The sequence below is a fragment of the Mesorhizobium sp. M7A.F.Ca.ET.027.02.1.1 genome (assembly GCF_004022985.1).
Lineage (GTDB): Bacteria > Pseudomonadota > Alphaproteobacteria > Rhizobiales > Rhizobiaceae > Mesorhizobium.
The window spans coordinates 1-25,462 of record NZ_RZOL01000012.1 but is presented as its reverse complement, the minus strand read 5'-3'; the positions used below and the strand labels follow the sequence as shown (position 1 = coordinate 25,462).

The window sequence follows — 25,462 nt, the reverse complement described above, 5'->3', positions numbered from 1 at the left end:
TGAAGATAGATCTTGTTGGACCTCGCAAGGTCGGCCAGACGCTCATGCGCCGGATATTCATTGCCGACCGGCACGAGGGCGAGGCTTGAGATGGGCGCTCTCGATCGCCAGGTTTCGGTCGAGGATTTTCGCAGGCTTGCCCGTCGTCGCCTGCCGAAATCCATCTTCGAATTCATCGATGGCGGGGCGGGGCAGGAACTCACCCTTAACGCCAACCGAAGCGATTTCGAAAAGATCAGACTTTTGCCGCGCGTGCTTACCGATGTTTCGCATCCGAACGTTTCCACGACGCTCTGGTCCGAGACCTTGCCGACACCGCTCGTGATCAGCCCGATGGGTTCCTGCGCGCTGGTCAGGCCCGGAGCCGACATTGCCATCGCGAGGGCGGCAACCGCTCGCGGCATCCCCTACACACTCTCCACCATGGCCACGGCCAGCATCGAAGGCATGGCGCGAGCCGTACAGGGGCCGCTGTGGTTCCAGCTTTGTGTGCTCAAGGATTTCGACTTCAATCGCCAACTGGTCAGGCGAGCGGAAGAATTTGGCTATTCGACGCTGGTGGTGACCGTTGATCTGCAAGCCGGGGGCAAGCGCGAAAAGGATCTTAGGAACGGCATATCCATCCCACTGCGGCCTTCGGCCCGGCATCTCTGGGAAGCATGCTTCATCCTGGCTGGTCGCTGCGCCTGCTGAGCGGCGGTCTGCCCCAGTTCGAGAACGTCCGCGGCTATCTCGGTGACAACAGCGCCAGCCTGACGATCGCCGCGCGTGTTGGCGGCAGCCTCCATGCAGGTTTCGACTGGGACGATTTCCGCCAGATCCGCGACTGGTGGAAAGGCCGGCTGCTGGTCAAGGGCGTCCTGCACCCGGGCGACGCGTCGCGACTGGTCGCGGCTGGTGCCGATGGCATCTGGGTGTCCAACCATGGAGGCCGTCAGCTCGACGGTGCTGTATCGAGCATCGATGCCCTGCCCGCCATCCGTCAGGCACTTGGCGCCCAAGTCCCGATCCTCATCGATTCCGGTATCCGCACGGGCACGGACATCATCAAGGCCAAGGCACGCGGCGCCACCGTCGCGGCGATCGGCCGGGCCGCCCTGTTCGGCGCCGTGGCTGGCGAGGCCGGTGTGGCCAAGGCACTCGATATCATCCTGGACGAAGTGGTGACTTGCCTCAGGCTCTGCGGAATCCCCCGTTTTCAGGAAGCGGGATCAGAAATCATAGCATAGCGCCAAGACGTGTGCTCACGCTTGGTCGCAAAGTTTCAGCCACCAATTGCCGCCCTCGCACGCCGCTCTTCCCAGGCCCAAAAGCCGCCGTCCATCCAGACGACGGCAGCCATTCAGAAAGCGTTTGTTTGATGCACACGCGCTGGCGACAGCGTTATGAAATTCGAAAGGCTGCGCAGTCGGATAGGCGGACTAAACTCCGCCGCCCGGTGCTGTTTTCGGTTCCATCCATCCGTTCTTCAGGACATCGCGAAGCACGTTCCGAGTGTCTTCGCCCGCTGCCGTTGCGCCGCTCGCCCAAGCGATCGCCAGTGCTCCGAAAAAGATGTCGCGCCCGGTCATCGTCCGTCGTGCAAGCCCTTCGTCCTGTGCAGCCTTCAGGATTCGCTCCGTCGTCGCGATGACAGCATGGCAGGTCGGCGTCAGCGGGGATTCTACTCGGCAAGCGGCCCGTAACGGTTCAGGCAAGCCCTCATAAGCCAGCATCCAGTCGCCGAGAGCTTCAACCCAGAGTTCGAGTGCGCGGCCTGCATCGCTCTCCCCGGCTTCGATTTCAACGCGACGATGGTCGAGGCTTTCATAGTGAAGAATTAGCAGCGCAGCCAGGAGGGCGTCTTTGTTTGGAAAATGGCGGTAGAGCGTCCCTGCCCCCACGCCCGCCAGCTTCGCGATAGCATCCATCGAGACGTCAACACTGTCGTTGCCGAACGCTTGTCGCGCCACCTCGAGAATGTGCGCCCGATTGTGTTGCGCGTCCCTGCGGAGGGCTGACGTGATCGACGATTGAAACATGACTGACCTTTGAACCCTTGAAGATCGGAGACACTCTCCGTATATAAAGTCGAAGCGGAGATAGTCTCCATATATCCCGTGGTCGACTGTTCTAACAGGTCGGCATGAGCCGGCGAAACGAGGACGATGATCAGGCAGATGATACCGGCATGCATCTGGGCAACGGTACGGCAACCTGCCTGGGGCCTGGCGCGCGGTCAGTAGATGCCGCGAGCAAGCTATACGAAGTTCGAGGCGGGCTGTTCCATCGGGGGTTATGGCGGCACCACCCTGCGCGACCATCTGGATGTCCCGCTCAACACGGGATCGATCCGCGCATCATGCGCTGAGCTCACAATCACAATTACCTGGAAGGAAATCGACATGAACATCGGCATTATCGGCGCGGGAAATATCGGCACCACCCTCGCACGAAAGCTGACAGCGGCCGGACACGCGGTGAAGCTGGCGGGCTCGAAGGGGCCTGATGACATCCGCGAGAAGGCGATGAAGGTTGGTGCGCTCCCGGTTGCCGCGCACGAAGCAGCCAGGGATGTCGAGGCGATCGTTCTATCGATCCCGTTTGCGAAGATTCCCGATGTCGCCAACATCTTTGCCGATGTACCAGCCGACGTGGTCGTGATCGACACCTCCAATTATTATCCTATGCGCGACGGGAACATCGCGGAGGTTGACGATGGCAAGCCGGAAAGCGTCTGGTCCAGCGAACAACTCGGCCGGCCGGTGGTCAAGACGTTCAATGCGGTCCTCGCCCAAACGCTCGCCGAAGGTGGCGGAACGGCCGAACGGATCGCGATCCCCGTCGCAGGCGATGATGCGCATGCCAAAGCGATCGCACGCGAACTGGTGAACGAGACCGGTTTCGACGCACTTGATGCCGGCGATCTCGCGAGTTCCTGGCGCCAGCAACCGGGCACGCCAGCCTACTGCACGGAACTGACGTTGCCTGATCTTCAGCATGCGCTGTCCACGGCGGAAAAGGCGCGCGCACCCGGAGCTCGCGACGCACTGATCAAGGGCTTCATGGAGGCGACGACCCCCCTCCGCCACGAGCAGATCGTAGCCCGCAACCGTGAAGTCACCGCCCTCCGATGAGAGACTTTTCCGATTCCGGCCCGAGGTGGTGACCAAGAAGACTCTCCAAGAGTTCCTTCTGTTTGTCGGGAACAACCTGCCAGCGACGATGACGAGGCCGGCGTGAACCGGCTCTTTAGAGTTTTGTGAAGCCCTTGGCGTTATTTGCGACAAAGGTGAAATCCCCCTTGATTATGCGAGGCATCAACTCCCACGCTCCGCTGCTCAACCAGCGAGCCTGAGCCATAGCGCCTGCCTGACGGCAGGCGGTTAGCCGCCGCCGCCCATGGTCACGGACATGAAGGCCCGGAAGGCCGCCGCGGCCGGTTCGATTGATCTGTCCCGCGACCAGGCCAGGCCGACATCCATGGTAGGAATGGGCTCGACAAGCCCGCGCACTTCGATGCGCTGCCCCTCCAAGGACCAGGGGCGGTAAACCATGTCGGACAGGACAGTGACCCCCATGCCGGCAGCCACGAGCGACCGCACGGCCTCGACCGAACTGGTGGTAAGGACGGCGCGAAGCGAAAGCCCCGCGGCATCCCAGTAACGGGCGGCCGTCGTACGTGCCTCGTCAACCGTCAGCATGACATAATCTTCCGCCGCCACATCGGCGAGGCTGATTTCCTGCCGCGCGAGCAGATGATGATCAGCCGAAAGCCAGAGCCGGCGGTTCGACCGCATCAAGACCTCCTGCGCCAACTCCTTGGTGTGCTCCAGGTTGGACACCAGCATCACGGCCATGTCGATGTCCCCGCACATCAACCCGCTTTCGAGAGCGTCTCGGGGCAGTTCCAGCACCTCGACCTCGATCTCGGGATAGGTCTTTCGAAACCGCGCGTAGTGGCGCGACATGTAGTAGCCGACGACCGTGTAGGTCATGCCAAGCCGCAGCTTGCCCGCCAGGCCTTTCCTATCGCGCAACGGGCTTCGGACGGCGGCAGCGACGGCCCCGGTGATAACACGCGCATGTTCAAGAAACCGCGCGCCCTCCATAGTCAGTCTTACGCCAGCGTGGTTACGCTCCAAAAGCCGTACGCCCAGGTCAGCCTCAAGCGTCTTTATCGCCGCAGTGACGGCCGATTGCGAGATGTTGAGTTCCACCGCAGCATGACTGACCTGTCCGCTCTCGGCGGTCGCGATAAAATAATCAAGCTGTTTCAAGGTGATGGTCATGGTGCGCTCCGGCCCAGAACCATTATCTGTTTTTTTGATATGACAATCAATAAACTACTATTTCACAAACGCCCTCGCATGCGCAAAAAATGCTGCAACGCCGCAAAGACGGCAGCTTCGAGGGGTAACAATGCGATGGCGGTGACGCTAAACTGCGACATGGGCGAAAGCTTTGGCCTCTACAAGGTTGGCGATGATATGGGCATGATGCCCATCATCGACGTTGCCAATGTCGCCTGTGGTTTTCATGCCTCCGATCCGGATCACATGCACGCCGCCGTCCGCAGCGCCAAGGCGAGTGGCGTAAAGATCGGCGCCCATCCAGGCTTGCCCGACATTCAGGGTTTCGGCCGGCGCGAGATGCGGATGACCCGCGAAGAAGTCAGGAACACCATCATTTACCAGGTGGGAGCGCTTGCCGGCTTCCTCAGGGCCGAGGGTGTGGAACTCCACCACATCAAGCCGCATGGCAGCCTCTACTTCATGGCCATGCAGCAGGAGGCAATCGCCCATGGCGTGTGCGACGCGGCAGAGATTTTCGGCGTACCCCTCTTCGGCATGACGGGCACCCTGCATGAGAAGATCTATCAAGAGCGCGGTATCCCATTCGTCGCCGAGTTCTATGCCGATCTCGACTACGATGCCTCCGGCAAGCTGATCTTGACGCGCGTTCATGACGCCAAGGACCCCGCAGAGATGGCCGAGCGGTGCGTGCGCGCCATCAGGGAGGGCGAGGGCACGGCAGAGGACGGCGGTTTCTTCCCCGTACGCTGCGAAACCATCTGCGTGCATTCCGATACGCCGAACGCCATCGAAATAGCCAGGGCCGTGCGCACCGCAATCGCTCCCTGGCACTGAACTCGACCGAACCCGCCCGCGCAGGCGGTTCCAAATTAGTCTGTCTGCAGTTTTCCGGAGCTTTTTATGGCCCAGATTCTTTCGCCTCTTCCCGGCACTTTCTATCGCAGCGCTTCGCCAGACCAGCCGCCCTACAAGGCGGATGGCGACGCGGTTTCCGCCGGAGACGTAATCGGCCTCATCGAAGTGATGAAGTCGTTCCACGAAGTGAGGGCCGAGACGGCCGGTACGAACATCCGCTTCATTGCCGACAATGAAGACCCGATCATGGCCGGCGCACCTATCGCGGATCTCGACTGATGCTGAAAAAGCTTCTGGTTGCCAACCGGGGCGAGATAGCGGTCAGGATCATCCGGGCCGCGCAAGATTTGGGGATCGCCACCGTGGCGGTGTATTCGGCCGCAGACGCCGAGTCGCTCCACGTCCAGCTTGCGGACGAATCGGTCAACATCGGCCCACCAGCAGCAAAGAAGTCCTATCTCAATGTCGAAGCAATTCTGAAGGCTGCCCGCGACACCGGTTGCGACAGCGTTCATCCTGGCTATGGTTTCCTTGCCGAGAATGCCGCGTTTTCCGACGCGGTCACAGGCGCTGGATTGGTCTTCGTCGGCCCGTCGGGAGATGCGATCCGGATGATGGGAGACAAGGTCTCGGCGCGATCGGCCGCCGCCGCTGCAGGTGTCCCTGTGGTGCCTGGCTCGGCTGGCCGGGTCGAGGGCCTCAAGGCTGGCCACGAGGTGCTGACCGCAACCGGTTTTCCGGTGATGATCAAGGCGGCGGCAGGCGGCGGCGGGCGGGGCATCCGCATCGCCAACTCGCTCGCCGAGTTCGAACAAGCCTTTCCTCAGGCCGAAGCAGAAGCCCTCGCCGCCTTTGGCGACGGTGGCCTCTACATGGAAAAAGTGATCGGCAAGGCCCGCCATATCGAGGTGCAGGTGCTGGCAGACGGAAGCGATGCCATTCACTGCTATGAGCGGGAGTGCTCGCTGCAGCGGCGACGCCAGAAGGTTTGGGAGGAGGCGCCGTCGCGCGCACTTTCAGACAGGCTGCGCGAGGATCTCTGCGCTTCGGCGGTCGCTTTGGCCAAGGCGGTCAAATACTCTGGTGCCGGCACGGTAGAGTATCTTTATGACGATGAAGCAGATCGCTTTTACTTCATCGAGATGAACACCCGTATCCAGGTCGAGCACCCGGTCACCGAAGCGATCACCGGCATCGACCTCGTTGCGGAGATGCTTCGCATCGCCGGCGGCGAGAAGCTGCGGATTCGGCAAGGCGATGTCTCCGTCAAGGGGCATGCGATCGAAGTCCGACTCAATGCCGAAGACCCGGCGAAGGAGTTCGCTCCATTCCCTGGGCAGGTGGCCGAGCTTCGCATTCCCGGCGGTCCGGGCGTACGCTTCGATTCGATGCTCTACCAAGGCTATCAGGTGCCGCCCTTTTATGATTCGCTGCTTGCCAAGCTGATCGTGCATGCAGAAACGCGCGAGGCGGCGATAGTGCGCCTGATCCGCGCGCTCAACGAGTTGAAGATCGGCGGGCTCAAGACCACCAAGCCGCTGTTTCTTGCGCTGGCCGCCGATCCGGCGGTACGGGCGGGAGACGTGCATACCCGCTGGCTGGAAGGCTGGCTCATCGAAAACGCCGCAACATTGGCGGGTTAAGGAGGACCGATGTCGATACGATTCAACTTCGGCGGTGACGAACATATCTTCGGCGAGGTGTCCGAAGAAATGTCGCTCACCTCCTTCTTTACCGGCCTTTCGATGACGAACGCGGTGCGTACGACAGGCATCCGAGGTGTCACCGAGATCTGCCCAGCCAACGCCAGCTTCCAGATTCGCTTCAACCCCGACATCGTCAAGCCGCAGGATTTGCTCAGCGAACTGAAGTCGATGGAAGAGGCGGCCTCGAAGGCGGACCCGGTGCTGAAGACCCGGATCATCGAACTGCCGGTTTATTTCCAGGATCCATGGACGCGTGAAACCTGCCTGCGCTTCCGCGAGCGCCATCAGGACCCCTCCTCCACCGATCTTGAATATTCGGCACGCATCAACGGCTACGCCACGGTGGAAGAGTTTATCACGGCATATTCCGGCCAGCCCTGGTTCGTGTCCATGGTCGGCTTCGTCGCCGGACTCCCCTTCCTGTACCAGATGGTTGAGCGCAAGAAACAGATTCAGGCGCCGAAATACTTGCGTCCACGCACCGACACTCCCAAGCTCACCATTGGCCATGGCGGCTGCTTTGCAGCGATCTATTCGGTGCGCGGCGCTGGCGGCTACCAGATGTATGGCATAACCCCGGCTCCGATCTACGACCCGACCAGGAAGGTGCGCTACCTCTCAGATGATATGTGCCTGTTCGAGCCAGGCGACATCGTCAAGTTCAAGGCCATTGGCCGCGATGACTACGACGCCACGCTGGAGGAAATCGAAGCCAATCGGTGGCAGCCGACGGTTCGCGAGTGCACCTTCAGCCTGAAGGACTTCAACGGCGATATTTACGGCACCAATGCAAAGCTGATGGAGCTTATCAATGGCCGTTAAGGTAATCTCTCCCGGCCTCTCCACTTCCGTGCAGGATCTTGGCCGACCGGGCCACTACCATGTCGGCATTCCAGAAGGTGGCGGCATGGACCGCTTTGCCACACGCATCGCAAACCTGCTTGTCGGCAACGATCCGGGTGCCGCGGTGCTCGAAGCCACCTTCATGGGCCCCGAACTCGAATTCACCCAATCCGCCGTCGTCGCCGTCACGGGAGGAGAACTCCCCCCCAAACTCAATGGCGAGGAACGGCCGACCTGGGAAAGTTTTCCGGTGAAGGCCGGTGACCGGCTTTCCTTCGGCTTCCTCAAGGGCGGCGCGCGCGCTTATCTGGCCGTCTCCGGCGGTATCGACGTACCCGTGGTTCTCGGTTCGCGCTCGACTTACATTCTGGGCGCACTCGGCGGCCATCAGGGCCGCACGCTGAAGGCGGGTGATGAGCTTCCCCTCGGCGAGGGTTCCGGCAAAGCCGGTCTTTCACTGCCTGCAAATCTGCGCCGCGCGGGCAATAGTCCGGCGGAACTCAGAATGCTTCCCGGCATGTACTGGCATCGGATCACTGAAGCTGCCGGCACTCGGTTCTTTGAGGAAACCTGGAAGGTCGCACCCGAAGCCGACCGCATCGGCTATCGCTTCCGGGGTGGGACGCCGCTGGAATTCGTCGAGCGCGAGCAGCCTTTCGGTGCGGGCTCCGACCCCTCGAACATCGTCGATGCCTGCTATCCCTAGGATCCGTCCAGGTGCCGAGTGGCACGGAGCCGATCGTTCTTCACCGGGACGCGGTTTCGGGTGGCGGGTACATGATGCTGGGCGTGGTGATATCGGCCGACATGGACCTTATCGCCCAGCTCCAGCCGCACACCCCGGCGCGCTTCGTTCCGGTGACGCTGGAAGACGCGCTTGCCGCGCGAACCGAACAGCGCGCCGCGCTGGCGCGTGCTGAAGGGCATCTGGCCGGCTGACGTCAGCCGGGAAAATGCCGGCGGAGGAGCCGGTGGCGAGGAGATCGGCCGGCCAAAACCGACCGTGCGTGGCGGAAGACAAAATCCGGTGCGCGAAACGACAAGACGACGCCGGGCAACGGCGTGAATTTGGCACCCGAGCAGTCCGCTAGAGACCGCCGGAACCGACAGGGGAAGACATTTGCAACGTGACTGGCCGCAAGGCCGGATGCTTCGCGCCTTTCCGTCGGTAGAAAGAAGGAAAGGGTCATGAGTCATCTGAGCGCGGAGAATGTCTCGGTATCGTTTGCGGGGCTGAAGGCCCTGTCATCGGTAGACCTCCAAATTACGCCCGGCCGCATCAGTGGCCTCATCGGCCCGAATGGCGCTGGCAAGACCACGCTCGTCAACGTGCTGACCGGCTTCCAGGCACCGACGGAAGGCACCATCAAGCTCGACGGGGCAGCACTCACAGGTCTCAAGCCGCATCAGGTCCGGCGGCGCGGCATTGCCCGCACCTTCCAGGGTGGGCGGCTCTTCCGCGACCTGCCTGTGCTGGACAATTTGGAGGTAACCGGCGTTGGTCTGGGAATGAGCCGGCGCGCTGCCATCGCCGAAGCGGAAGCGATGCTCGACTGGATAGGCATCGGTGCGCTGGGCACCCGCATCGCCGGAACGTTGCCATATACGGACGAGCGCCGCGTCGCCATTGGCCGCGCCCTGATGGGACGGCCCGCGTACATCCTGCTCGACGAGCCCGCGGCTGGCATGAGCGCGCTGGAGGCGCGGGAGCTTTCGGCCCTGATAAGACATATCGCCAGCGATCTCGGCTGTGGTGTCCTGCTCATCGAGCACAATGTCGGGCTGGTGCTCGGCCTTTGCCAGCATATCGTCGTGCTCGATTCCGGAGCGATCATCGAGGAAGGCCCGCCTGCCGCGATCCGCGACAGCGAGAAGGTGCGCCACGCCTATATGGGCACGGCCGCGAACACCGACCTGCCTGTGCTGGAGGCGATGGAATGAGCCTGCTCGCCCTTTCCGATATCACTATCCGCTACAGCCGTCTCACGGCGGTCCGAAATGTCTCCTTCTCCATGGACGAGGGAGAAATCCTGTTCATCACCGGCCCGAACGGAGCCGGGAAGTCTTCGCTGCTGCGCGCGATCGCCGGTGTTACGCCAGTGGCGGGCGGCCGGATCGACCTTGCAGGTCATGAGATCACCGGCCAGGCGCCGGAGAACATCGCCCGGCTCGGATTCTCCATGGTGCCGGAGGGGCGCGATGTCTTCGGCTCGCTGACGACCGAAGAGAACCTTCTGGTCGGAACCGGCATGCACGCCCGCGAACGCGGCTGGCGCAGCCGAGCGGCCGACGAACTCGAAGCCGTCTACGCAACCTTCCCGATGCTGAAAGAGAGGCGGCATGGGCAGGCGGGATTGCTGTCCGGCGGGCAGCAGCAAATGCTGGTCATCGGACGCGCGTTGATGACCAATCCGCGGCTTGTAGCCATCGACGAGCCTTCGCTGGGCCTCGCCCCCAACATCAACGACCAGGTCTATGAGCGGCTGATCGCGCTGCGTGCGCAGCGCCAGCTCACGCTCCTGATCGTTGAGCAGAGCTCGGCCCGGGCGATGATGGTGGGCGGGCGGATGATCCTGATGCGTGGCGGACAGATCGTGCTCGATGGCGACGCGCGGACGCTCGGCAACGGCGAGGCGATCCAGGCTGCCTATTTCGGTTACGAGGACCACTGAGATGCTCCAGATCCTGTTCGACGCACTCTCGCTTGGTTCGCTCTACGCGCTTGGGGCGCTTGGCATTGCCCTCATCTTCGGCGTCATGCGGCTGGTGAACTTCGCGCATGGCGACGTCATCGCCTTCTGCGTCTTCGCGCTGCTATGGCCCTCAACAGACGCCATGGCCATCGTCTTCGCTGGCCAATTGCCGTGGTACCTGCTGGTGCCCTTCGTGCTCCTTTGCGGGGCCGGGCTGTCGGTGCTGTGCGAAATCGTTGTCTTCAGGCGGTTCCGCCAGGCAAATCCGGCAACCATGATGATCGCCTCCTTCGCGCTCGGTTTCGTCATTCGCTACTTCCTGCTCATGCTTTTCTCCAGTCGGCCGAAATCGATCTCGCTGCTGCCCGAACTGTCCCAGCCGGTGGAGATCCTCGGTGCCAGGCTTCCCCTCCTCCAGCTCATAACAATCGTCGCCACGATGGTCATCCTGATCGGCCTGACACTGTTCCTGCGTCAAACCCGCTTCGGCCTGGAGATGCGGGCGGCGGCCGAGAACTTCTCGATGGCCCGCATGCTGGGTGTGCGTGCGAACCGGGTTATCATGGGCGCGTTCGCGCTCTCCGGCGCGTTGGCCGCCGCCATTGCACTGATCTTTGGCGCCCAGACAGGCACGCTGGACATCCAGATGGGCGCCTCGATCATGTTGATGGCCTTCATCGCCACCGTCATTGGCGGCCTCGGCAGCCTCGGGGGAGCCGTGCTCGCCGGCTTCTTGCTGGGTGCCGCCTCGGTGATCATGCAGGTCATGCTGCCCATCGACGCCCGGCCGTTCCGCGATGCCTTTGTCTATGGAGCGGTCATCCTCGTTCTCCTCTTCCGCCCGCAAGGGCTTATTGCCGCGCGCGGCACCAAGGAAAGGGTCTGATTTCATGGGTGTCGCCGCCTCCCTCACCAACTCTACCGCTGCCGGTGCCGCGGCTGCCGAGCGAAAGCCCGCCCGCTTCGCGCTTGCCCGCCGCACAATCCTGACGCCGGTCCTGCTTTCTCTGCTGCTGCTGGCCATCGCGCTGATCACGGTGATGACCGGATCGCGGCCCTTCAACCAGACGGTGATCGACGTGTTCGTCCGTGTCATCCTCGTCGTGGGCCTATACATCTTTATCGGAAATTCGGGCGTTCTCAGCTTCGGGCATATCGGCTTCACCTGCCTTGGCGCCTACGCGGCCGCATGGCTCACCATCAATCCGATGATGAAACGCGGTTCGCTGCCGGGATTGCCCGAATGGCTGCTGGCGACCCGTTTGCCGTACTGGCAATCGGCCGTGCTGGCGGCATTGTTCGCCGCCCTCGCCGCTCTCATCTTCGGGCGGGTGCTGATGCGGCTATCGGGCATCGCGGCTTCGATCGCGACCTTCGCGATGCTCGCCATGATCAACACAATTTATTCCAACTGGGAGAGCGTGACCGGAGCGACCTCATCGGTCGTCGGCATTCCGATCGTGCGCATGATCTGGCCGTATCTCATCGGCGCCGTGGTCGCAATCTTCATCGCCTGGGCGCACGCGATCTCCCGGTCCGGCCTGGCCCTTCGTGCTGCCCGCGACGAGCCCACCGCCGCCGCGGCTTCCGGTATCGACATTCCCAGGGAAAGACTCGTGGCGTTCGTCGTATCGGGCGCGGTGATGGGGCTGGGCGGTGCGCTTATGGCTCATTCCATCGGCGTGGTCACACCCGATACATTCTATCTCGGTCTCACCTTCATCACCCTTTCCATGCTCGTCGTCGGCGGCATGGGCAGCCTGTCGGGGGGGGTGGTGGGTGTCGTCCTGCTGTCCGCCCTGATCCAGGCGCTGCGCTGGCTGGAGGCAGGCGTATCGCTCGGCGAGTCCACTTTCGCCCTCCCGAAAGGGGTCCAGGAAATAGCCCTCGGCGTCATCATGATCGTGATCCTCGCGCTTCGCCCATCCGGACTCATGGGCAACCGCGAGCTCACCTTACCTCGCAGCAGTCGCAACAAGTGACCGGCGGCACAAGCCCGACCGGAAAACAAAAAAGGAGACGTGCATGACATACAAAATGAGAATTGTCGCAACCGCTCTGGCCTCGATGTCCATCGCATATCCGGCGCTGGCCGATGACAAGACTATCGTCATCGGCTTCGCCACTGCGGAGTCGGGCTTCATGGAAGCTTATGACAAGCCTGCGCAGGAGGCGGCCTTGATCCGCATCGACGAGATCAATGCGGCTGGCGGCCTGCTTGGAAAGCAGATCAAGGTTGTCAAGGCCGACACCAAGTCCGACCGGGCCGAAGGCGCCAAGGCGGGCCTCTCCGTGCTCGACCAGGGTGCGGATCTCGTGGTCGTGTCCTGCGATTACGACTTCGGATCGCCGGCTGCGCTCGCGGCCGAGGACGCGGGCCGTATCTCCTTCTTCCTGTGCGCGGAATCGGTCAAGGCCGGTATCCAGGGTGTCGGCCCGCACAGCTTCTCCGCGTCGGTGCTGGCGGCCGTGCAGGGCGCAACCATGGCCGAGTGGGCATTCAAGGAAAAGGGCGCAAAGGACTTCTACCGTCTGCTCGATACCTGGACGGCCTACAACAAGGGCATCTGCGACGGCTTCGACTGGATGATGCCGAAGCTCGAAGCCCAGGGCGCGAAGCTTGTCGGTGAAGACACCTTCAAGAACGAGGACGCCTCCATCGCCGCGCAGATCACCCGCATCAAGTCTCTGCCGAAGGAGCCGGATGCGATCATGCTTTGCACGATGATGCCGGGCGCTGTCTCGGCCATCAAGCAGCTTCGCGCCGCGGGTATCAACTCCATGATCCTGAATGGATCGGGCGTCGACGGTAGCTATTGGCTTTCGGCTGTGCCCGATCTGACGAACTTCTACGTCCCCGTTCAGGGATCGATCTATGGCGACGATCCCAATCCGGCCGTGCTGAAGTTCAATGCCACCTACAAGGCGAAGACAGGCGCCGATCCCTCGAGCCAGTATGTCTTTCCGGGTTACGTCATGGTCGACGTCTGGGCCAAGGCGGTGGAGCGTGCAGGCACGGCCGATGCCGACGCGGTCGTCGCGGAACTGGAAAAGATGAAGAATGAGCCGACGCTGTTCGGGCCTCGTACCTTCTCGCCGGAACTGCATCACCAGAACCAGACGCGGTACCTGATCGTCGAGACCAAGGCCGGCAAGCCGGGTGTTGTAGGCAACTGGACGATTTCCGAGCCGGTACCGATGGAAGCCTTGCTCAAGTAGGAGAAGATGGGCCGGATAAGTCCGGCCCTTCATCTACGAAAGGCCCTGTTCCTCTGGGACGACCGGGCCTTTCGTCTTTGAGGATCTTGCCTTTGGACAAAAAATGAGGGCGGCCCGTTTGGACCGCCCCTGTCGCCCGATGAATTCAGATTTTCGCTACCCTCGCGCTTTGCGGTAGGAATCCTTGAGCGCTATGAGCTCCCCCGAGAAAGCGAAGATATCGCAGCCGTCGACTTCGATTTTCTGCCCCGCTGCCGTGGTGCCGACGAAGCGCCATGATGAAAGCCCGGTGTCGCCCGTCACGACGTGCCGTCCCCTGGTCCACTCGGCTTTCGGGAAGGCATCGAACAGCGCTGCATAGGCGGCGCGCACGGCGTCACGCCCCATATGCTTGCGCCCTTCGGCATCGGGTCCAGCCGAGCCGTGGAAAGCGCAATTCTCAGCCATGCAGTCCATCAGCGCGCCCACGTCGCGGGCGTTCCAGGCCGCGAGGAACCGGTCGAGCACGGCCAGCCGCCTGGCTGCGAGATCGCCGGCTTCAACGACCTCGACCTCCAGGAAGGCGAGCGGTGCATCGCCGGCATTGATGACGTTGTGAGCCACACCCGTCCGCCGCGAATAGGGCACCCCTTGGGTGAGAGCGGCTTGCGACTGCGCGCCGTCCGGGCCTTCGAGACCGAGTTTGCCGCCCGTAAGCGGCACGATGACGTAGTCATGGCCATGGATGTGCCAGCCGGTCTCGGCCCCGGTGGCAAAGCGCCATTCGGTGACCCGGAAGCGTTCGTCGTCGATATGGACGACCGGTTCGGCTTTCATGCGGGTCATTCAAGTCCCTCCTTGGCGACCGCACCGGTCAGGCGCTCAAGCGTCCGGCCCATGCGCGTCATGATTTCCTTCACATCGTCTTCTGTCGAGATCATCGGCGGACAGAGCGCGAGCTGGTCGCCGATGGCGCGGAAGATGAGGCCTTCCTCGTGGCCGATTCCTGCTGCGATAGCCCCTACACGCCCAACCTTGGCGAAGGGGCGTTTCGTCGCCTTGTCCGCCACCGGTTCAACGGCGCCGATAAGACCGGTGCCCCTCGCTTCGCCGACAAGCGGGTGATCGGCGAATGAGCGGATGCCGGCCTGGAACGACGTCTCAAGGCGGGCCGCGTTTCCGATCAGGTCCCGCTCCTCGAAGATGGCCAGATTCTCGAGACCCACCGCCGTGGCGACCGGATGACCCGACGCGGTGAAGCCGTGGCCGAAATTGCCGATCGTGGCGGTGTTGTCGGCGATCGCCTGATAGATCGCATCGGAGAAAATGACGGCGGCAAGCGGCATATAAGACGACGTGATTTGCTTGGAGACCGTCATGATATCAGGCGTGAAGCCGTATTTCTGAGCGCCGAAGGGCGTACCAAGCCGCCCGAAACCACAGATCACCTCGTCTGCTATCAGAATGATATCATTTGCCCGGCAGATTTTCTCCACGCCTTCCCAGTACCCGACCGGTGGTGGCAGAACGCCGCCGGCTGCCATAAGCGGCTCTCCTATGAAGGCCGCGATGGTGTCAGCCCCTTCTTCCGCGATCACCGCTTCCAGTTCGGCGAGCAGGCGCGCCGTGAAGGCGGCTTCGTCTTCGCCTTCCATGCCGAAGCGATAGAAGTGCGGGCAGGTCAGGTGGCGAACGGGAATCGCTGGCAGATCGAAGTCGCGATGGTTGACCGGCAGGCCTGTCAGGCTGCCGGAGGCGACGGTGATGCCGTGATAGCCCTTGGTCCGCGCCAGGAATTTCTTCTTTTTTGGCCGGCCCAGCGCGTTGTTCATGAACCACATCATCTTGACGATGGTGTCGTTGGCTTCCGAGCCCGACGACGTGAAGAAGACACGCGTCAGGTTTTCCGGCGTCATCTCCACGAGTTTCTCCGCGAGCCGGATGGATGGCTCATGCGCCTTGGAGGAGAAGGTGTGATAGTAGGGCAGCTTCAGCATCTGCTGATAGGCAGCGTCGGCCAACCGCTTTTCCGAAAAGCCGACGCCCACCGACCAGAGCCCGGCGAGCCCTTCGATGTATTCCTTGCCGCGTTCGTCATACACGCGGATGCCGTCGCCGCGGCTGATGATCAGCGGCCCGGTTTCTTCGTGCTGACGCAGGTTTGTGTATGGGTGCATGGTGGTGGCGATGTCGGCGGCGGCGAGAGAGTTGGAAAGCGCATCCATGGAAGTCCTCAGCGGCTTGGGGAAATGGTTCGGGCGGTGAGTTCGAGATAGTCCTCGATCCCATGCGTGGAGCTTTCACGATTCGGGAAACGAATCATGGCAGGCTGTTGGAATGGGTGTCGATGATCCGCCGCATCAGCGCGGCTACGTCGCGCGCATTCGGAGGATCGGAGTGGATGCAGACGGTGTCGAAGTCGACCGGGCGGATCGTACCGTCTGTCGTGACGAGTTCGCGTCGGGTAAGCGCCCCCACCATGCGATGCTCGGCAAGTGTCAGGTCGATGGCCGACTGGACGCGCGGGATGATCAGGCTGCCGCCGGGAGCGTAGGCAAGATCGGGAAAGAACTCGCCCACGAAGGCAACGCCGAGCTCGGCTGCCGCCGTCTCGTGACGGGTTCCCGCCAGGCCGAAGAGCGGGACGCCGAACGGCTTGACCGCCGCGGCAATTGCCCGGGCAGTGTCTATGTCGTGCGCGGCCATGCCGTAGATGATGCCATGCGGCTTGACATGGCTGAGCTGCCCGCCCTCGGCGGCCAGCATCCCCGTCAGAGCACCGATTTGGTAGAGGAAGGCGGCTGTCAGTTCCTCCGGTTGAAGTTTCATCTCGCGCCGGCCGAATCCCTCGCGATCGGGAAGGGACGGATGCGCGCCAACCTTCTTTCCGTGCGAAAGCGCGAGCCGCACGGTCTTCAGCATCGTCCATGGATCGGAGGCGTGGAAGCCGCATGCGATGTTGGCGCAATCGATGTGAGGCATGATGCCGGCATCGTCGCCGAAACGCCAGTTGCCGTAACTTTCCCCCATGTCGCAGTTCAGGGTGACCATGGTTTGCTTGCCTCAGCCCAGAGTGTTCGACGCCCAGCCGGGGGCGATGTGCGGGAATTCCGGCGGTGGTTCGCGCTCATGCAGCAGTCGAAGCACGCGCGGCGGCGTCAGTGGCAGCTGCCGCACCGGTTTGCCGATAGCGCGTGCCACAGCGCAGCCGATCGCGGCGCCCACGGCCAGGATCGGGACCTCGCCCGCGCCCTTGGTGCCTAGAGGCCCCATCGACGGTGCGCCCTCGTAGAGGTCGGCGGCGACCGGAACCACGTCCTGCGCCAGCGGCAGGCGATAGGTCTCGAAATCGTCCTGCGCGATGCGTCCGTCAGCGGTGATCGTCACCTCCTCATGCAGGGCGTAGCCGAGACCCTGCACGACACCACCCTGTATCTGGCCCATGACCGCGCGCGGGTTGAGTGCGCGGCCGACATCCTGCACCACGCGATAGGCCAGCACCTCGACATGACCGGTGTCCGGATCAACCGCCACCTCGGCCTCGTGAACGACGAAGACGGGGATGTCGAGCGCATCGATGAAGTGCCCCATCGCGCAGCCGGACATTGCCGGAGTGTTCCTGGCGGTAAAGGCTCCGCTTCCGGTGACCGGGCCGGTGGTTGCCTGCGCATGGGCGACGACAGCGGGGATCGACATGCCGGAACCGGGACGTCCCGTGATCTCGACACGACCATCCCGCACCACCAAGTCTTCCGGTCGGGTCTGGAGCATCTCACCGGCGGTCCGCAGCAGCTTCTCCCGCACTTCCGCGCAGGCAGCCACACTTGCCGCACCGATGGAGACGGTGGTGCGCCCACCGCCAACGCCGACATCGAGACCGGCGGCATCCGTATCGGCTTCGCGCACGATCACCTGGTCGGGAGCGAGACCGAGCTGCCCGGCCACGATCTGCGGCAGGGATTGCACCATCGTGCCGGATCCGATCTCCACACCCGAGGTGACTAGCGTTGCGCTACCGTCGGCGTTCAAATTCACCGTCGCCGCCGAAGGCCCTACGAAAACAAACCATGTGCCGACCGTGGTTGCAATTCCATAGAGCCTGCCGTCGGCCTTGGCCTCTGATGTACCGGTACTGGCGCGTAACGCCTCCATGCGATCGAGCATCGGACCTAGCACATCGGCCTCGAAAACCTGGCCCGTGGCACCGAGATCGCCATCTCCCAGGACATTTTTCTTCCGGAACTCCATAGGGTCGAAGCCTAGCGCATCGCAGATTTCGTCGGTATGTCGCTCCAAAGCGAATGTGTTGTAGACGCCGTTGCAAGCTCGGAAAGCACCGTTGGGTGGTGTGTTGGTGTATACGGCGCGGCTGACGAGCCGCGTTGCGCCAACCCTGTAATTGCCGCCCAGCGTGTGCGCCGTCATCGTCGTCAGAAAAACCTGTTCGCCTCCATACGCGCCGCAGTCCATCAGCACGACCGCCTCGCGCCCGGCAATGTATCCTTCGGCAGTGACAGCGGACCGGATGCGGATTTCCGCATTCTCGCGGCAGAGGCAGGTTGCCATCTCTTCCTGCCGGGTATTTTCCAGGACCACTGTGCGCCCGGTCATTCGCGCCAGAAGTGCCGTGATAGGCTCGATGGATGAATCGAATTTCAGGCCGAACCCGCCGCCGACAGGGGGTACAGTGACCCGCACACGCCCGGGCGGAAGCTGCATGACCCTTCCGGTGACGTTGCGCACGGTCCAAGGCACCTGCGTCGAGGTCTGGATGTGAGCACGGCCGTTCTCCCAGGAGCCGATGGCAACGCGCGGTTCGAAGGGCACATGGTTCTGCCGGCCGACGGTGAAGCTGCTCTCGACAATGCGAATGTCGGGACGGGAGAAGGCCGCATCGACGTCGCCGCGACTGGATTTTGCCTCCCAGGCGATGTTGCCGGCACGTGCACCGCCCTCGGTGATCACCTCATAGCCGCGCCAGCCCTCGTGAACGAGACGGGCGGCGGGCTGGAGCGCTTCGGCCATGGTGGACACCGGTGCCAGCGGTTCGACCTCAAGCACGACGACTGCAAGCGCCGCCCGCGCCTGCTTCTCCGTTTCGGCGGCGATGACGGCGATTGGTTCGCCGTGATAGCGGATCGTGTCGATGGCCAGGAGCGGATGGTCGGCAATGCCGATGCCGTACAGCCCTGGCGCATCGGCGCCGGTCGCCACCGCGCGCACACCAGGACAGCGAAGTGCTGCCGAAACGTCGAGCTTGCGGATCCGCCCAGCGGCAACGGTCGACCGCAGCAGCACGGCATGCAACATGTCGGGGCGAACCCGGTCGTTGGTGTATTTCGTGCGCCCGCGCAGCTTGTCCTGCGCATCGCGGCGGGGAAGGTTCATCACCGTGGCGGACAGCTCAGACATGGATGCCTCCTACCACCTGGCCAGCCATCCGCGCTTGGTCGAGCCAGTCGGCCACGGCGTCGACGATCCGCTCATATCCCGTGCAGCGGCAGATGTTGCCGACCATCGCGGCCTTGATTTCGGGACGGCTCGCATGCGGATTGTCGCGCACGAACGCCGAAAGGCTCATGACCATTCCCGGGAAACACATGCCGCATTGCACGGCATCGGCCGCCTCGAAATTGGCCTGGAGCGGGTGCAGCGCCTGGTTTCCGGAACTCAATCCCTCGATGGTCGTCACCGCGCATCCCTGGACGAGGCCAATCGGCTTCAGGCAGGACGGCACCGCTTCATCGTCGACATGCACGGTGCACGCGCCGCAGAAGCCTTCGCGGCACACGGCTTTGGTCCCCGTCAGGAATCGTTCCTGCCGCAGGATGTCGACGAGTGGCGTCATCGGATCGCCATCAAAGCGGCAGTCCTCGCCATTCAGCTGGAATATCACGGTCATACCAGGCGCCCGGTCTTGAGAAGTGCGGCAACACCGCGCTTGACCAGCGGCGCAAGAACCTGGCGCCGGTACCAACCCTCCGCTTCCTTGCCGTCGCGGCCCTGAAAATCATTGTGCTCCAGCGCAAGCCCGGCGGTGCGTTCCGGATCGAGCGCAGAGGCCGAGTCCGCCGCCATGGCCTGTTCGAGCGCCGCCCAGCGCCGCGCTACCGGCTCCACCGAGCCGACGGCGATGCGACATCGTTTGTCCTTGTCTACCGCAAGCGAGACGATGGCGACCGGATAGTCGCCGGCTTTCCGAAGCGGCAGGCGGATATGAGCACTGGCGACAAGGTCGCGGCGCAGATGAATTCTCGTCACAATCGCTTCGGCCAGCAGCGCGTGCCTGTCTTCGAGGAAATCCGAAATACCGATGAGTTTTGGGCCTTCGAACGTCTCCAGTTCCACCGTCGCCTCACAGACGAGAAGCGCAGGGGGGAGATCGGCGGCGGCAAAGTCCAGGGCACAAAGGTTGCCGCCCACGGTGGCGACCCTTCGGATGCCGGGATTGGCCGCATTCTCCGCCGCGGCAACCAGACCTTCGAAGCCCACCGCCCCGTGCAACGCGCGGCCAAGGACTGCATGGCTAACGGCTGCGCCGATCACGACATGGTCCGGTGCGATTTCGACCTTGGACAAGGCGGGTATTCGGTGGAGTGCGACCAACGCCTCGGGAAGATCGACCCCGCGCCGTGGATCACGCATCATCCAGGTGCCGCCGGCAAGCACCGCCGCGCCTTGCCGGCGTGCGGCCATTGCCTCTTCAATCGTGCTGGCTGCGGTGAACGATCGTTCCACGCTTGGTGCCATCTGTCATACCCCTCGGAAGCAGCCAACTTTCGCGGCGCTGCAGCATTGTTGCTCCAGCTTTAGGCTCCTGTGAAATAGTAATTCTTTGAATATCGTATCGAAAAAACAGATAACTCGGGCATCCCGCGAGCGCCCGCAAGATTGCGGCGCGCTCGTTAGTGCTCAGACCCAGTGGGCGACGGTCCGTTTCTCAAAACTTTCCCGGAACTGGGCGGTGGTTTTGGGGAGCAGTTCGCCAGTCTCCCAGTCGAGGATCACGGCATAGTGCCGAACCGCATCGAGCGTATCGATCTCGCCGGAGCGGTATTTGCGCGCGACCTCCTCGGGATCCATGCGTGCCCAGTCCTTCCGTTTCGCCCGGATGTCGGCACGGCAGGCTTCGGTTGCCGTCCCGTCGATTTCGTACTGGCACAGGTCGCGGTCGATTTCGCGGATCACCACGCCGTAGTCAGTCCTGGCGCGCTCCAGGGAAACGTAGTCGTCGATCACGTCCTCCATCACCTTGCGGGGCTCGCGCTCCAATGGATCGCCGAAACCGCCGCCGCCGGCCGTCGGACGAGCGAACTGATCGCCTGTGTGGACGGAGTAATCGGAGAATACGGAGCCGAGCCAAATCTCGGTCTCTTCTCCGGCGCGCTTCATGGTCAAGCCGTGGGGCATCGACGGCAGGCCTCCTTCGACACCCCAGACGACAGCGCGCTCGCGGTCGCAAATATAGGACATGACGGCATTTTCAGCCTCAAGCAGCAACGAAGTCTTCTGCACGCCGACGCCGCCCCGCCATTTGCCGGGCCCGGCTGAATCCTGCTTGATCTGGAACTCGAGTGTCCGAGTGGGATTCACCCGCTCGTTGCCTTCGTTCGGCTGCGACATCAGCCCAGTTCCGAAGCAGGCGGTGGTGACATCGGCACCATCCTTGCCGTTGCGCCCGCCCCAACCGCCGGGCAGCCATTCGTAGAACATGAAGATCGGCTTTTCGGGTTTGCGCGCGTCCCGTCCCCCGGCCAGCAGATATTCGAGGTTGAAGGCGCAGGCGATAGCGCGTTCGGGCATGATCTTCGACCACATCTCGAAGATCGCGTTCATGATCTTTTCGAACGGCATCAGGAACCCGGTCACCGCCACCGGCCATTCCGCGCTGACGATGCTGTTCTTTGGCGCGGTCACCTCGATCATCCGGTAAAACCCGCTGTTGAGTGGAAGGTCCGGAAAGAAGGTCTTCATGCCGGCGACCACGGCCGAGAAGGTCGCGCCCGGGGCGGAATTGTACATCGAGGCAATGGTCGAATGGCTTCCCGTAAAATCGTAGTGGATCGTGTCGCCCTTGATCGTCATCTTGATGCGGATCGGGATCATGCCTTCGCCGGCACCGAGATCCCGGTCGATGTAGTCGACCGTCTCCCAAGTGCCGTCGGGCAGCTCCGCGAGACGCTTTCGCACCGCACGTTCGACGTAGTCCTGAACCTCCTCCATCCCGCGCATGACCTGGCCGCGTCCGTACTTCTTGATCAGCCGCAACAGTTCGCGCTCGGCGGCCTGCGTCGCCTGCGCCTGGGAATGGATGTCGCCAATGATCGATGCGGGATCGCGCGTGTTGGCCGCGATCATGTTGGCGACGTCGGAGCAGAAGCGGCCGCGCTGGAAAAGGCGCAACGGCGTGATCCGCAGGCCTTCGCGAAACATGTCGCGGGCGGTGACGTCGAAGGAACCCGGCACCGAGCCGCCAAGATCCGACCAGTGGCCGTTCGACTGTGAGAAGCCGATCAGTTTGTCTTCGTCGAAGATCGGCCGGACGAGCCGAACATCGCTGAAATGCGTACCGCCGGCATAGGGATCGTTGATTGCGTAGACGTCACCGGGTGCCATGTCGCCTTCGAAGACCCGGATCACCTCCTTGCACGTGTTGTGCAGTGTGCCGACATGGACCGCGATGTCGTAGTTGCCCTGGGCGACGGAGTTGCCATCGGCGTCGTGCAGGGCGTTCGAAAAGTCTCGGTTGTAGATGACGAAGGAATAGCAGGTGCGAAGCATCTGTTCGGCCATCTGGTCGACGGTGGTGATGAAGGAGTTCTTCAGCACCTCGAACGTTACCGGATCGAGGCCAGGGCTCGTTTCAATCAGCTTTGTCATGTCTCAGCCTTTCGTCACGATGAGAATGTTCAGGAAGCCGTCGACGGTCGCGCTCATTCCCGGCGGAACCACGGTGGTGGAATCGAACTGTTCGACGATGGCGGGTCCCGCAAAGGCAGCGCCGGCCCTGAGTTGGTCGCGTTCATAGACAGCCGCATCATGAGATACGCCGTCGAACCAGACGCCGCGGCGGCCGAGCGGCTCGGGCACATGAGGCAAGACTTCATGCCGCGGCATCTCGGCTTTCGGTACGATGCCGATCGCCTTGACCGCGATGCGGAAGATCGACACCGGCGCCTCTTCGCGGCGGTAGTTGAACTCGCGTTCGTGCTCGTTGTGGAATGCCTCTATCAGCGAGCAGATGCTCTCGATCCGCGCCGGGGCTGACACCGCGAGCGATCGCCACTGGCCCTGGTACATCATCTCGACCGTACGCTGCAGCGCCATGTCTTCGCGCGCCACGCCCTCATGGGTCAGGCGCTCAACGGCCTGTTCTTCCATCAGAACAAAGGCCGTCTGCATCTCGGCGGGCGAGACCGTCGAAGCATCGGCCATGAAGCTTTCGGAGAAATCATGCTGCACGTCGACGAGAAGGCAACCGAGCGCGGAGGTGACGCCAGGATTGGGCGGCACGATCACGGTTGGGATCGAAAGCTCCTTCGCCACGGCCGCTCCGTGCAAAGCGCCTGCACCGCCGAATGCGACGAGCGCAAAGTCTCGTGGGTCATAGCCCCGGCTGATGGAGAGAAGCCGCACGGCATTGCCCATATTGGCGTTGGCGACGGCGATGATCGCCTCGGCCGCTTGGTGGAGTTCCATACCGAAGGGTGTCGCCACAGTCTCCTGCACCGCCTGGGCGGCCAGGGCGGGGTCGAGGGTGATCTTGCCGCCCGCAAGGCTGGTGCCGTGACGGCCGAGCACGACATTGGCATCGGTGTTGGTGGCGGTGCGGTTGCCATTCTTGTAGCAGGCCGGGCCCGGAAAGGCGCCGGCGGACTGCGGTCCGTTGCGCAAGCTGCCGCCCTCGTCCTGCCATGCCAACGACCCGCCGCCCGCGCCGATGGTCAGCACCTCGATGGAGGGGAAGCGGATCGGATATCCGAATTCGATGTACCAGTCTTTTGTGATGCGCGACTCCCCGTTCCATGCGAGCGAGACGTCGGTGCTGGTGCCGCCCATGTCGAAGCCGATCGAGTTCGGGAAGCCACAGAGATTTCCGATGAAGCGGCTTGCGATCGCGCCGGCGGCGATGCCGGATCCCGCGAGCCGGGCCGAGAAATCCCTGACGCTCGCGGGCGTCATGACCCCGCCACCGCTGTGCAGCAACAGGAGATCTCGTTTGTATCCGGCGGCGGCAAGCTTTTCTCCGAGACGCGACACGTAATCGACGACGACCGGGGCGCAGACGGCGTTGACCATGGTGGTGGAAAAACGTTCGTGCTCGAAGATTTCCGGCATCACCTCCGAGGAGATCGAGACCGGCAGATCCGGCATGGCCTCCTTCAGAATCTCACGCATGCGGCGCTCATTGGCGCCGTTGACATAGGAGTTCATGAAGCAGACGGCGATGGACTTGACCTGCCGTTTGACGAGAATTTCCGCGACGCGATGAGCGGCCTCTTCGTCCAGTGCTTCCAGGATCGTGCCCTCGGCACTGACCCGTTCGCGGACTGTCAGCCGGTCGCGGCGCGGGATATACGGCTTGGCGACATCCTTGTAGGTGTCCCAGAGGTCTTCCTTGTTGGCGCGGCGGATCTCGACAACATCACGGAAACCCTCGGTGCAGACCATTGCGGTGCGTGGCAGGCGGCGGGTGATCAGCGCATTGGTGGCGACCGTCGTACCATGAGAGAACAGCGTCACCTCCGAAAGATCGATGCGGCCCTGCTCCACGCCATTCATGATCGCCTGCATGGGATCGTCAGGCGTGGAGGCGGTCTTCTCGATTCGGATCGCGCCGCTGTCTTCGTCCATGATGCAGATGTCGGTGAAAGTCCCTCCGACATCGACGGCAACTCTTATTCTGCTCATGACAGTTCCTTCGCGGGATATTTGCGGGCAAGGCCCGGCTTTCGCCGCCCTTGCCGGGGCGGCGTCGCAATAGATTATGGAATTGACCCGGATTTCGCCGGGTCTAGTGCCGCTCTCTTGAGGTCGAAGCGCGGCCTGCCCGGTTCGCTGCTTCGCGACGGGTATCGGTCGGTGCGCAACCGAACCGCGTCCGGTAATGCTTGCAGAATTGAGACTGGTCGGCAAAGCCCCAGCGGTAAGCAATCTCGGCAACGCTGCTGATGTTGGTCACCGACATCAGTTCCTCGGCGCAAAGTTCAAGCCGGGCGTCGCGGATGAAGCCGTTGATCGACTGGTTGCTGTCCTGAAAAAGAACCTGCAGGTAACGCAGGGAAATCCCGCAGGCATCGGCCACCGCCTGCGGGCCGAGGCCGGAATTCTTCAGATTGTCGCGAATATACTGCTCGGCACGATGCAAATGGCCGGCCCGGATCGACGAGATGCTGCTGTCCAGCACGCGATCGTCGCTCACGATCGACAGGCACAGCATTTCCAGGATGTGCCTGCCCATCATCTCACGAGCGACTTCAGTGATCTCATCGACATGGCCGATCGTGGTTCGCACCGTGTCGAGGAAGAGCGCGGCGACGCCCTGGGTCGCGTCGAAACTGAGCGCACTGAGCCGTTCGGCAGACCCGATCCGCGCCCGAACGCTCGACGATGGCACCTTCAGGACCCACAGCGCGTTTGGCTTGCCGTGCCAGAATTCGTAAGGCGCGTCTCCCCTCTCAACGAGGAAGCCCCCCGGACCGCAATTGACGGTCCTCGACCCTTGCGAGAAATTCACCTCCGACATCTCCGGGATGGTGATGAGCAGGCTGGCGTCACGTTCGTTGAGGAAGTGGCGGCGATGGCGGCGATAGCTTACGGCATCGCAGCGCATTTTAGACACGCTGACGAGCCCAAGCGAGAAGGTTTCCAG

General features: G+C 62.6%; 23 protein-coding genes and 1 pseudogene. 13 read left to right on the top strand and 11 right to left on the bottom strand.

The genetic code is table 11. From position 1 onward, the window contains the following. The first annotated feature begins 90 nt into the window (after positions 1 to 90). Entirely contained in the window at positions 91 to 693 is a 603-nt protein-coding gene (locus EN749_RS39410) for an alpha-hydroxy acid oxidase (RefSeq protein WP_189367339.1), read from the top strand. Beyond that, positions 660 to 1,229 carry an alpha-hydroxy acid oxidase gene (locus EN749_RS39405; protein ID WP_189367337.1) on the top strand — a complete coding sequence of 190 codons (570 nt, stop codon included), beginning with the start codon at positions 660 to 662 and terminating at the stop codon, positions 1,227 to 1,229. The genes EN749_RS39410 and EN749_RS39405 overlap by 34 nt, the downstream gene beginning before the upstream one ends. Positions 1,230 to 1,421: 192 nt before the next feature. On the opposite strand, the gene EN749_RS03035 is transcribed toward EN749_RS39405, so the two are convergent. Then, positions 1,422 to 2,021, bottom strand: a complete 600-nt coding sequence (locus EN749_RS03035) for a TetR/AcrR family transcriptional regulator (protein ID WP_128287400.1) — start codon at positions 2,019 to 2,021, stop codon at positions 1,422 to 1,424. Positions 2,022 to 2,384: 363 nt separating this feature from the next. On the opposite strand from EN749_RS03035, the gene EN749_RS03030 reads away from it, so the two are divergent. Further along, positions 2,385 to 3,116 (top strand): NAD(P)-binding domain-containing protein, encoded by a 732-nt coding sequence (locus EN749_RS03030; RefSeq protein WP_128362542.1) that lies wholly within the window; start codon positions 2,385 to 2,387, stop codon positions 3,114 to 3,116. A gap of 249 nt (positions 3,117 to 3,365) precedes the next feature. Here the strand turns inward: EN749_RS03030 and EN749_RS03025 are convergent, their stop codons facing one another. After that, positions 3,366 to 4,271, bottom strand: a complete 906-nt coding sequence (locus EN749_RS03025) for a LysR family transcriptional regulator (protein WP_013533150.1) — start codon at positions 4,269 to 4,271, stop codon at positions 3,366 to 3,368. Positions 4,272 to 4,406: 135 nt separating this feature from the next. On the opposite strand from EN749_RS03025, the gene pxpA reads away from it, so the two are divergent. The 10 genes and pseudogenes from pxpA (at position 4,407) to EN749_RS02975 (ending at position 13,611) form a co-directional block, all read left to right on the top strand. Next, positions 4,407 to 5,129: a 5-oxoprolinase subunit PxpA gene (pxpA, locus tag EN749_RS03020; RefSeq protein ID WP_128287401.1), complete on the top strand. Its 723-nt coding sequence runs from the start codon at positions 4,407 to 4,409 to the stop codon at positions 5,127 to 5,129. Positions 5,130 to 5,195: 66 nt separating this feature from the next. Continuing rightward, positions 5,196 to 5,429, top strand: coding sequence for an acetyl-CoA carboxylase (locus EN749_RS03015; protein WP_013533152.1), 234 nt, complete (start codon positions 5,196 to 5,198; stop codon positions 5,427 to 5,429). Next, the gene (locus EN749_RS03010; protein WP_127811208.1) at positions 5,429 to 6,793 is read left to right on the top strand and encodes an acetyl-CoA carboxylase biotin carboxylase subunit; all 1,365 of its coding nucleotides are present in this window, start codon (positions 5,429 to 5,431) and stop codon (positions 6,791 to 6,793) included. The genes EN749_RS03015 and EN749_RS03010 overlap by 1 nt, the downstream gene beginning before the upstream one ends. A 9-nt stretch (positions 6,794 to 6,802) precedes the next feature. After that, entirely contained in the window at positions 6,803 to 7,678 is an 876-nt protein-coding gene (locus tag EN749_RS03005; protein ID WP_128362536.1) for a carboxyltransferase domain-containing protein, read from the top strand. Continuing rightward, positions 7,668 to 8,638 (top strand): annotated as a pseudogene (locus tag EN749_RS03000) (biotin-dependent carboxyltransferase family protein). The gene EN749_RS03005 and the pseudogene EN749_RS03000 overlap by 11 nt, the downstream one beginning before the upstream one ends. Before the next feature lie 249 nt (positions 8,639 to 8,887). Beyond that, entirely contained in the window at positions 8,888 to 9,640 is a 753-nt protein-coding gene (locus tag EN749_RS02995) for an ABC transporter ATP-binding protein (protein ID WP_027163992.1), read from the top strand. After that, the gene (locus tag EN749_RS02990) at positions 9,637 to 10,371 is read left to right on the top strand and encodes an ABC transporter ATP-binding protein (protein ID WP_027036290.1); all 735 of its coding nucleotides are present in this window, start codon (positions 9,637 to 9,639) and stop codon (positions 10,369 to 10,371) included. The genes EN749_RS02995 and EN749_RS02990 overlap by 4 nt, the downstream gene beginning before the upstream one ends. Before the next feature lies 1 nt (position 10,372). Continuing rightward, complete coding sequence (locus EN749_RS02985; RefSeq protein WP_027036291.1) at positions 10,373 to 11,278, top strand: branched-chain amino acid ABC transporter permease; 906 nt, start codon at positions 10,373 to 10,375, stop codon at positions 11,276 to 11,278. 4 nt (positions 11,279 to 11,282) lie between these two features. Further along, positions 11,283 to 12,374, top strand: coding sequence for a branched-chain amino acid ABC transporter permease (locus tag EN749_RS02980; RefSeq protein ID WP_127326909.1), 1,092 nt, complete (start codon positions 11,283 to 11,285; stop codon positions 12,372 to 12,374). A gap of 43 nt (positions 12,375 to 12,417) precedes the next feature. Beyond that, positions 12,418 to 13,611, top strand: coding sequence for an ABC transporter substrate-binding protein (locus EN749_RS02975; protein WP_127317803.1), 1,194 nt, complete (start codon positions 12,418 to 12,420; stop codon positions 13,609 to 13,611). Between the two features lie 156 nt (positions 13,612 to 13,767). On the opposite strand, the gene EN749_RS02970 is transcribed toward EN749_RS02975, so the two are convergent. The 9 genes from EN749_RS02970 to EN749_RS02930 all read right to left on the bottom strand — a co-directional run. Further along, complete coding sequence (locus tag EN749_RS02970) at positions 13,768 to 14,436, bottom strand: nuclear transport factor 2 family protein (protein ID WP_127396157.1); 669 nt, start codon at positions 14,434 to 14,436, stop codon at positions 13,768 to 13,770. Continuing rightward, positions 14,433 to 15,815 (bottom strand): aspartate aminotransferase family protein, encoded by a 1,383-nt coding sequence (locus EN749_RS02965; RefSeq protein ID WP_128362535.1) that lies wholly within the window; start codon positions 15,813 to 15,815, stop codon positions 14,433 to 14,435. Before EN749_RS02965 ends, EN749_RS02970 begins: the two co-directional genes overlap by 4 nt. Positions 15,816 to 15,909: 94 nt before the next feature. Then, positions 15,910 to 16,641, bottom strand: coding sequence for a LamB/YcsF family protein (locus EN749_RS02960; protein ID WP_127317797.1), 732 nt, complete (start codon positions 16,639 to 16,641; stop codon positions 15,910 to 15,912). 12 nt (positions 16,642 to 16,653) lie between these two features. After that, positions 16,654 to 19,002, bottom strand: a complete 2,349-nt coding sequence (locus EN749_RS02955) for a xanthine dehydrogenase family protein molybdopterin-binding subunit (RefSeq protein ID WP_128362534.1) — start codon at positions 19,000 to 19,002, stop codon at positions 16,654 to 16,656. Further along, positions 18,995 to 19,492: a (2Fe-2S)-binding protein gene (locus tag EN749_RS02950; RefSeq protein ID WP_127811213.1), complete on the bottom strand. Its 498-nt coding sequence runs from the start codon at positions 19,490 to 19,492 to the stop codon at positions 18,995 to 18,997. Before EN749_RS02950 ends, EN749_RS02955 begins: the two co-directional genes overlap by 8 nt. Then, positions 19,489 to 20,340, bottom strand: coding sequence for an FAD binding domain-containing protein (locus EN749_RS02945; RefSeq protein ID WP_127811214.1), 852 nt, complete (start codon positions 20,338 to 20,340; stop codon positions 19,489 to 19,491). The genes EN749_RS02950 and EN749_RS02945 overlap by 4 nt, the downstream gene beginning before the upstream one ends. Before the next feature lie 162 nt (positions 20,341 to 20,502). After that, positions 20,503 to 22,470, bottom strand: a complete 1,968-nt coding sequence (locus EN749_RS02940) for a hydantoinase B/oxoprolinase family protein (protein WP_128362533.1) — start codon at positions 22,468 to 22,470, stop codon at positions 20,503 to 20,505. A 3-nt stretch (positions 22,471 to 22,473) separates the two neighbouring features. After that, positions 22,474 to 24,501, bottom strand: coding sequence for a hydantoinase/oxoprolinase family protein (locus EN749_RS02935; protein WP_128362532.1), 2,028 nt, complete (start codon positions 24,499 to 24,501; stop codon positions 22,474 to 22,476). Positions 24,502 to 24,604: 103 nt separating this feature from the next. Next, positions 24,605 to 25,462 (bottom strand): helix-turn-helix domain-containing protein (locus tag EN749_RS02930; protein ID WP_128362531.1); only part of this gene is annotated, 858 nt, incomplete at its 5' end.

Coding starts and splice junctions, on each gene's coding strand:
- EN749_RS39410 (WP_189367339.1), top strand. CDS start 91: ATGGGCGCTCTCGATCGCCAGGTTTCGGTCGAGGATTTTCGCAGGCTT.
- EN749_RS39405 (WP_189367337.1), top strand. CDS start 660: ATGCTTCATCCTGGCTGGTCGCTGCGCCTGCTGAGCGGCGGTCTGCCC.
- EN749_RS03035 (WP_128287400.1), bottom strand. CDS start 2,021: ATGTTTCAATCGTCGATCACGTCAGCCCTCCGCAGGGACGCGCAACAC.
- EN749_RS03030 (WP_128362542.1), top strand. CDS start 2,385: ATGAACATCGGCATTATCGGCGCGGGAAATATCGGCACCACCCTCGCA.
- EN749_RS03025 (WP_013533150.1), bottom strand. CDS start 4,271: ATGACCATCACCTTGAAACAGCTTGATTATTTTATCGCGACCGCCGAG.
- pxpA (WP_128287401.1), top strand. CDS start 4,407: ATGGCGGTGACGCTAAACTGCGACATGGGCGAAAGCTTTGGCCTCTAC.
- EN749_RS03015 (WP_013533152.1), top strand. CDS start 5,196: ATGGCCCAGATTCTTTCGCCTCTTCCCGGCACTTTCTATCGCAGCGCT.
- EN749_RS03010 (WP_127811208.1), top strand. CDS start 5,429: ATGCTGAAAAAGCTTCTGGTTGCCAACCGGGGCGAGATAGCGGTCAGG.
- EN749_RS03005 (WP_128362536.1), top strand. CDS start 6,803: ATGTCGATACGATTCAACTTCGGCGGTGACGAACATATCTTCGGCGAG.
- EN749_RS02995 (WP_027163992.1), top strand. CDS start 8,888: ATGAGTCATCTGAGCGCGGAGAATGTCTCGGTATCGTTTGCGGGGCTG.
- EN749_RS02990 (WP_027036290.1), top strand. CDS start 9,637: ATGAGCCTGCTCGCCCTTTCCGATATCACTATCCGCTACAGCCGTCTC.
- EN749_RS02985 (WP_027036291.1), top strand. CDS start 10,373: ATGCTCCAGATCCTGTTCGACGCACTCTCGCTTGGTTCGCTCTACGCG.
- EN749_RS02980 (WP_127326909.1), top strand. CDS start 11,283: ATGGGTGTCGCCGCCTCCCTCACCAACTCTACCGCTGCCGGTGCCGCG.
- EN749_RS02975 (WP_127317803.1), top strand. CDS start 12,418: ATGACATACAAAATGAGAATTGTCGCAACCGCTCTGGCCTCGATGTCC.
- EN749_RS02970 (WP_127396157.1), bottom strand. CDS start 14,436: ATGACCCGCATGAAAGCCGAACCGGTCGTCCATATCGACGACGAACGC.
- EN749_RS02965 (WP_128362535.1), bottom strand. CDS start 15,815: ATGGATGCGCTTTCCAACTCTCTCGCCGCCGCCGACATCGCCACCACC.
- EN749_RS02960 (WP_127317797.1), bottom strand. CDS start 16,641: ATGGTCACCCTGAACTGCGACATGGGGGAAAGTTACGGCAACTGGCGT.
- EN749_RS02955 (WP_128362534.1), bottom strand. CDS start 19,002: ATGTCTGAGCTGTCCGCCACGGTGATGAACCTTCCCCGCCGCGATGCG.
- EN749_RS02950 (WP_127811213.1), bottom strand. CDS start 19,492: ATGACCGTGATATTCCAGCTGAATGGCGAGGACTGCCGCTTTGATGGC.
- EN749_RS02945 (WP_127811214.1), bottom strand. CDS start 20,340: ATGGCACCAAGCGTGGAACGATCGTTCACCGCAGCCAGCACGATTGAA.
- EN749_RS02940 (WP_128362533.1), bottom strand. CDS start 22,470: ATGACAAAGCTGATTGAAACGAGCCCTGGCCTCGATCCGGTAACGTTC.
- EN749_RS02935 (WP_128362532.1), bottom strand. CDS start 24,501: ATGAGCAGAATAAGAGTTGCCGTCGATGTCGGAGGGACTTTCACCGAC.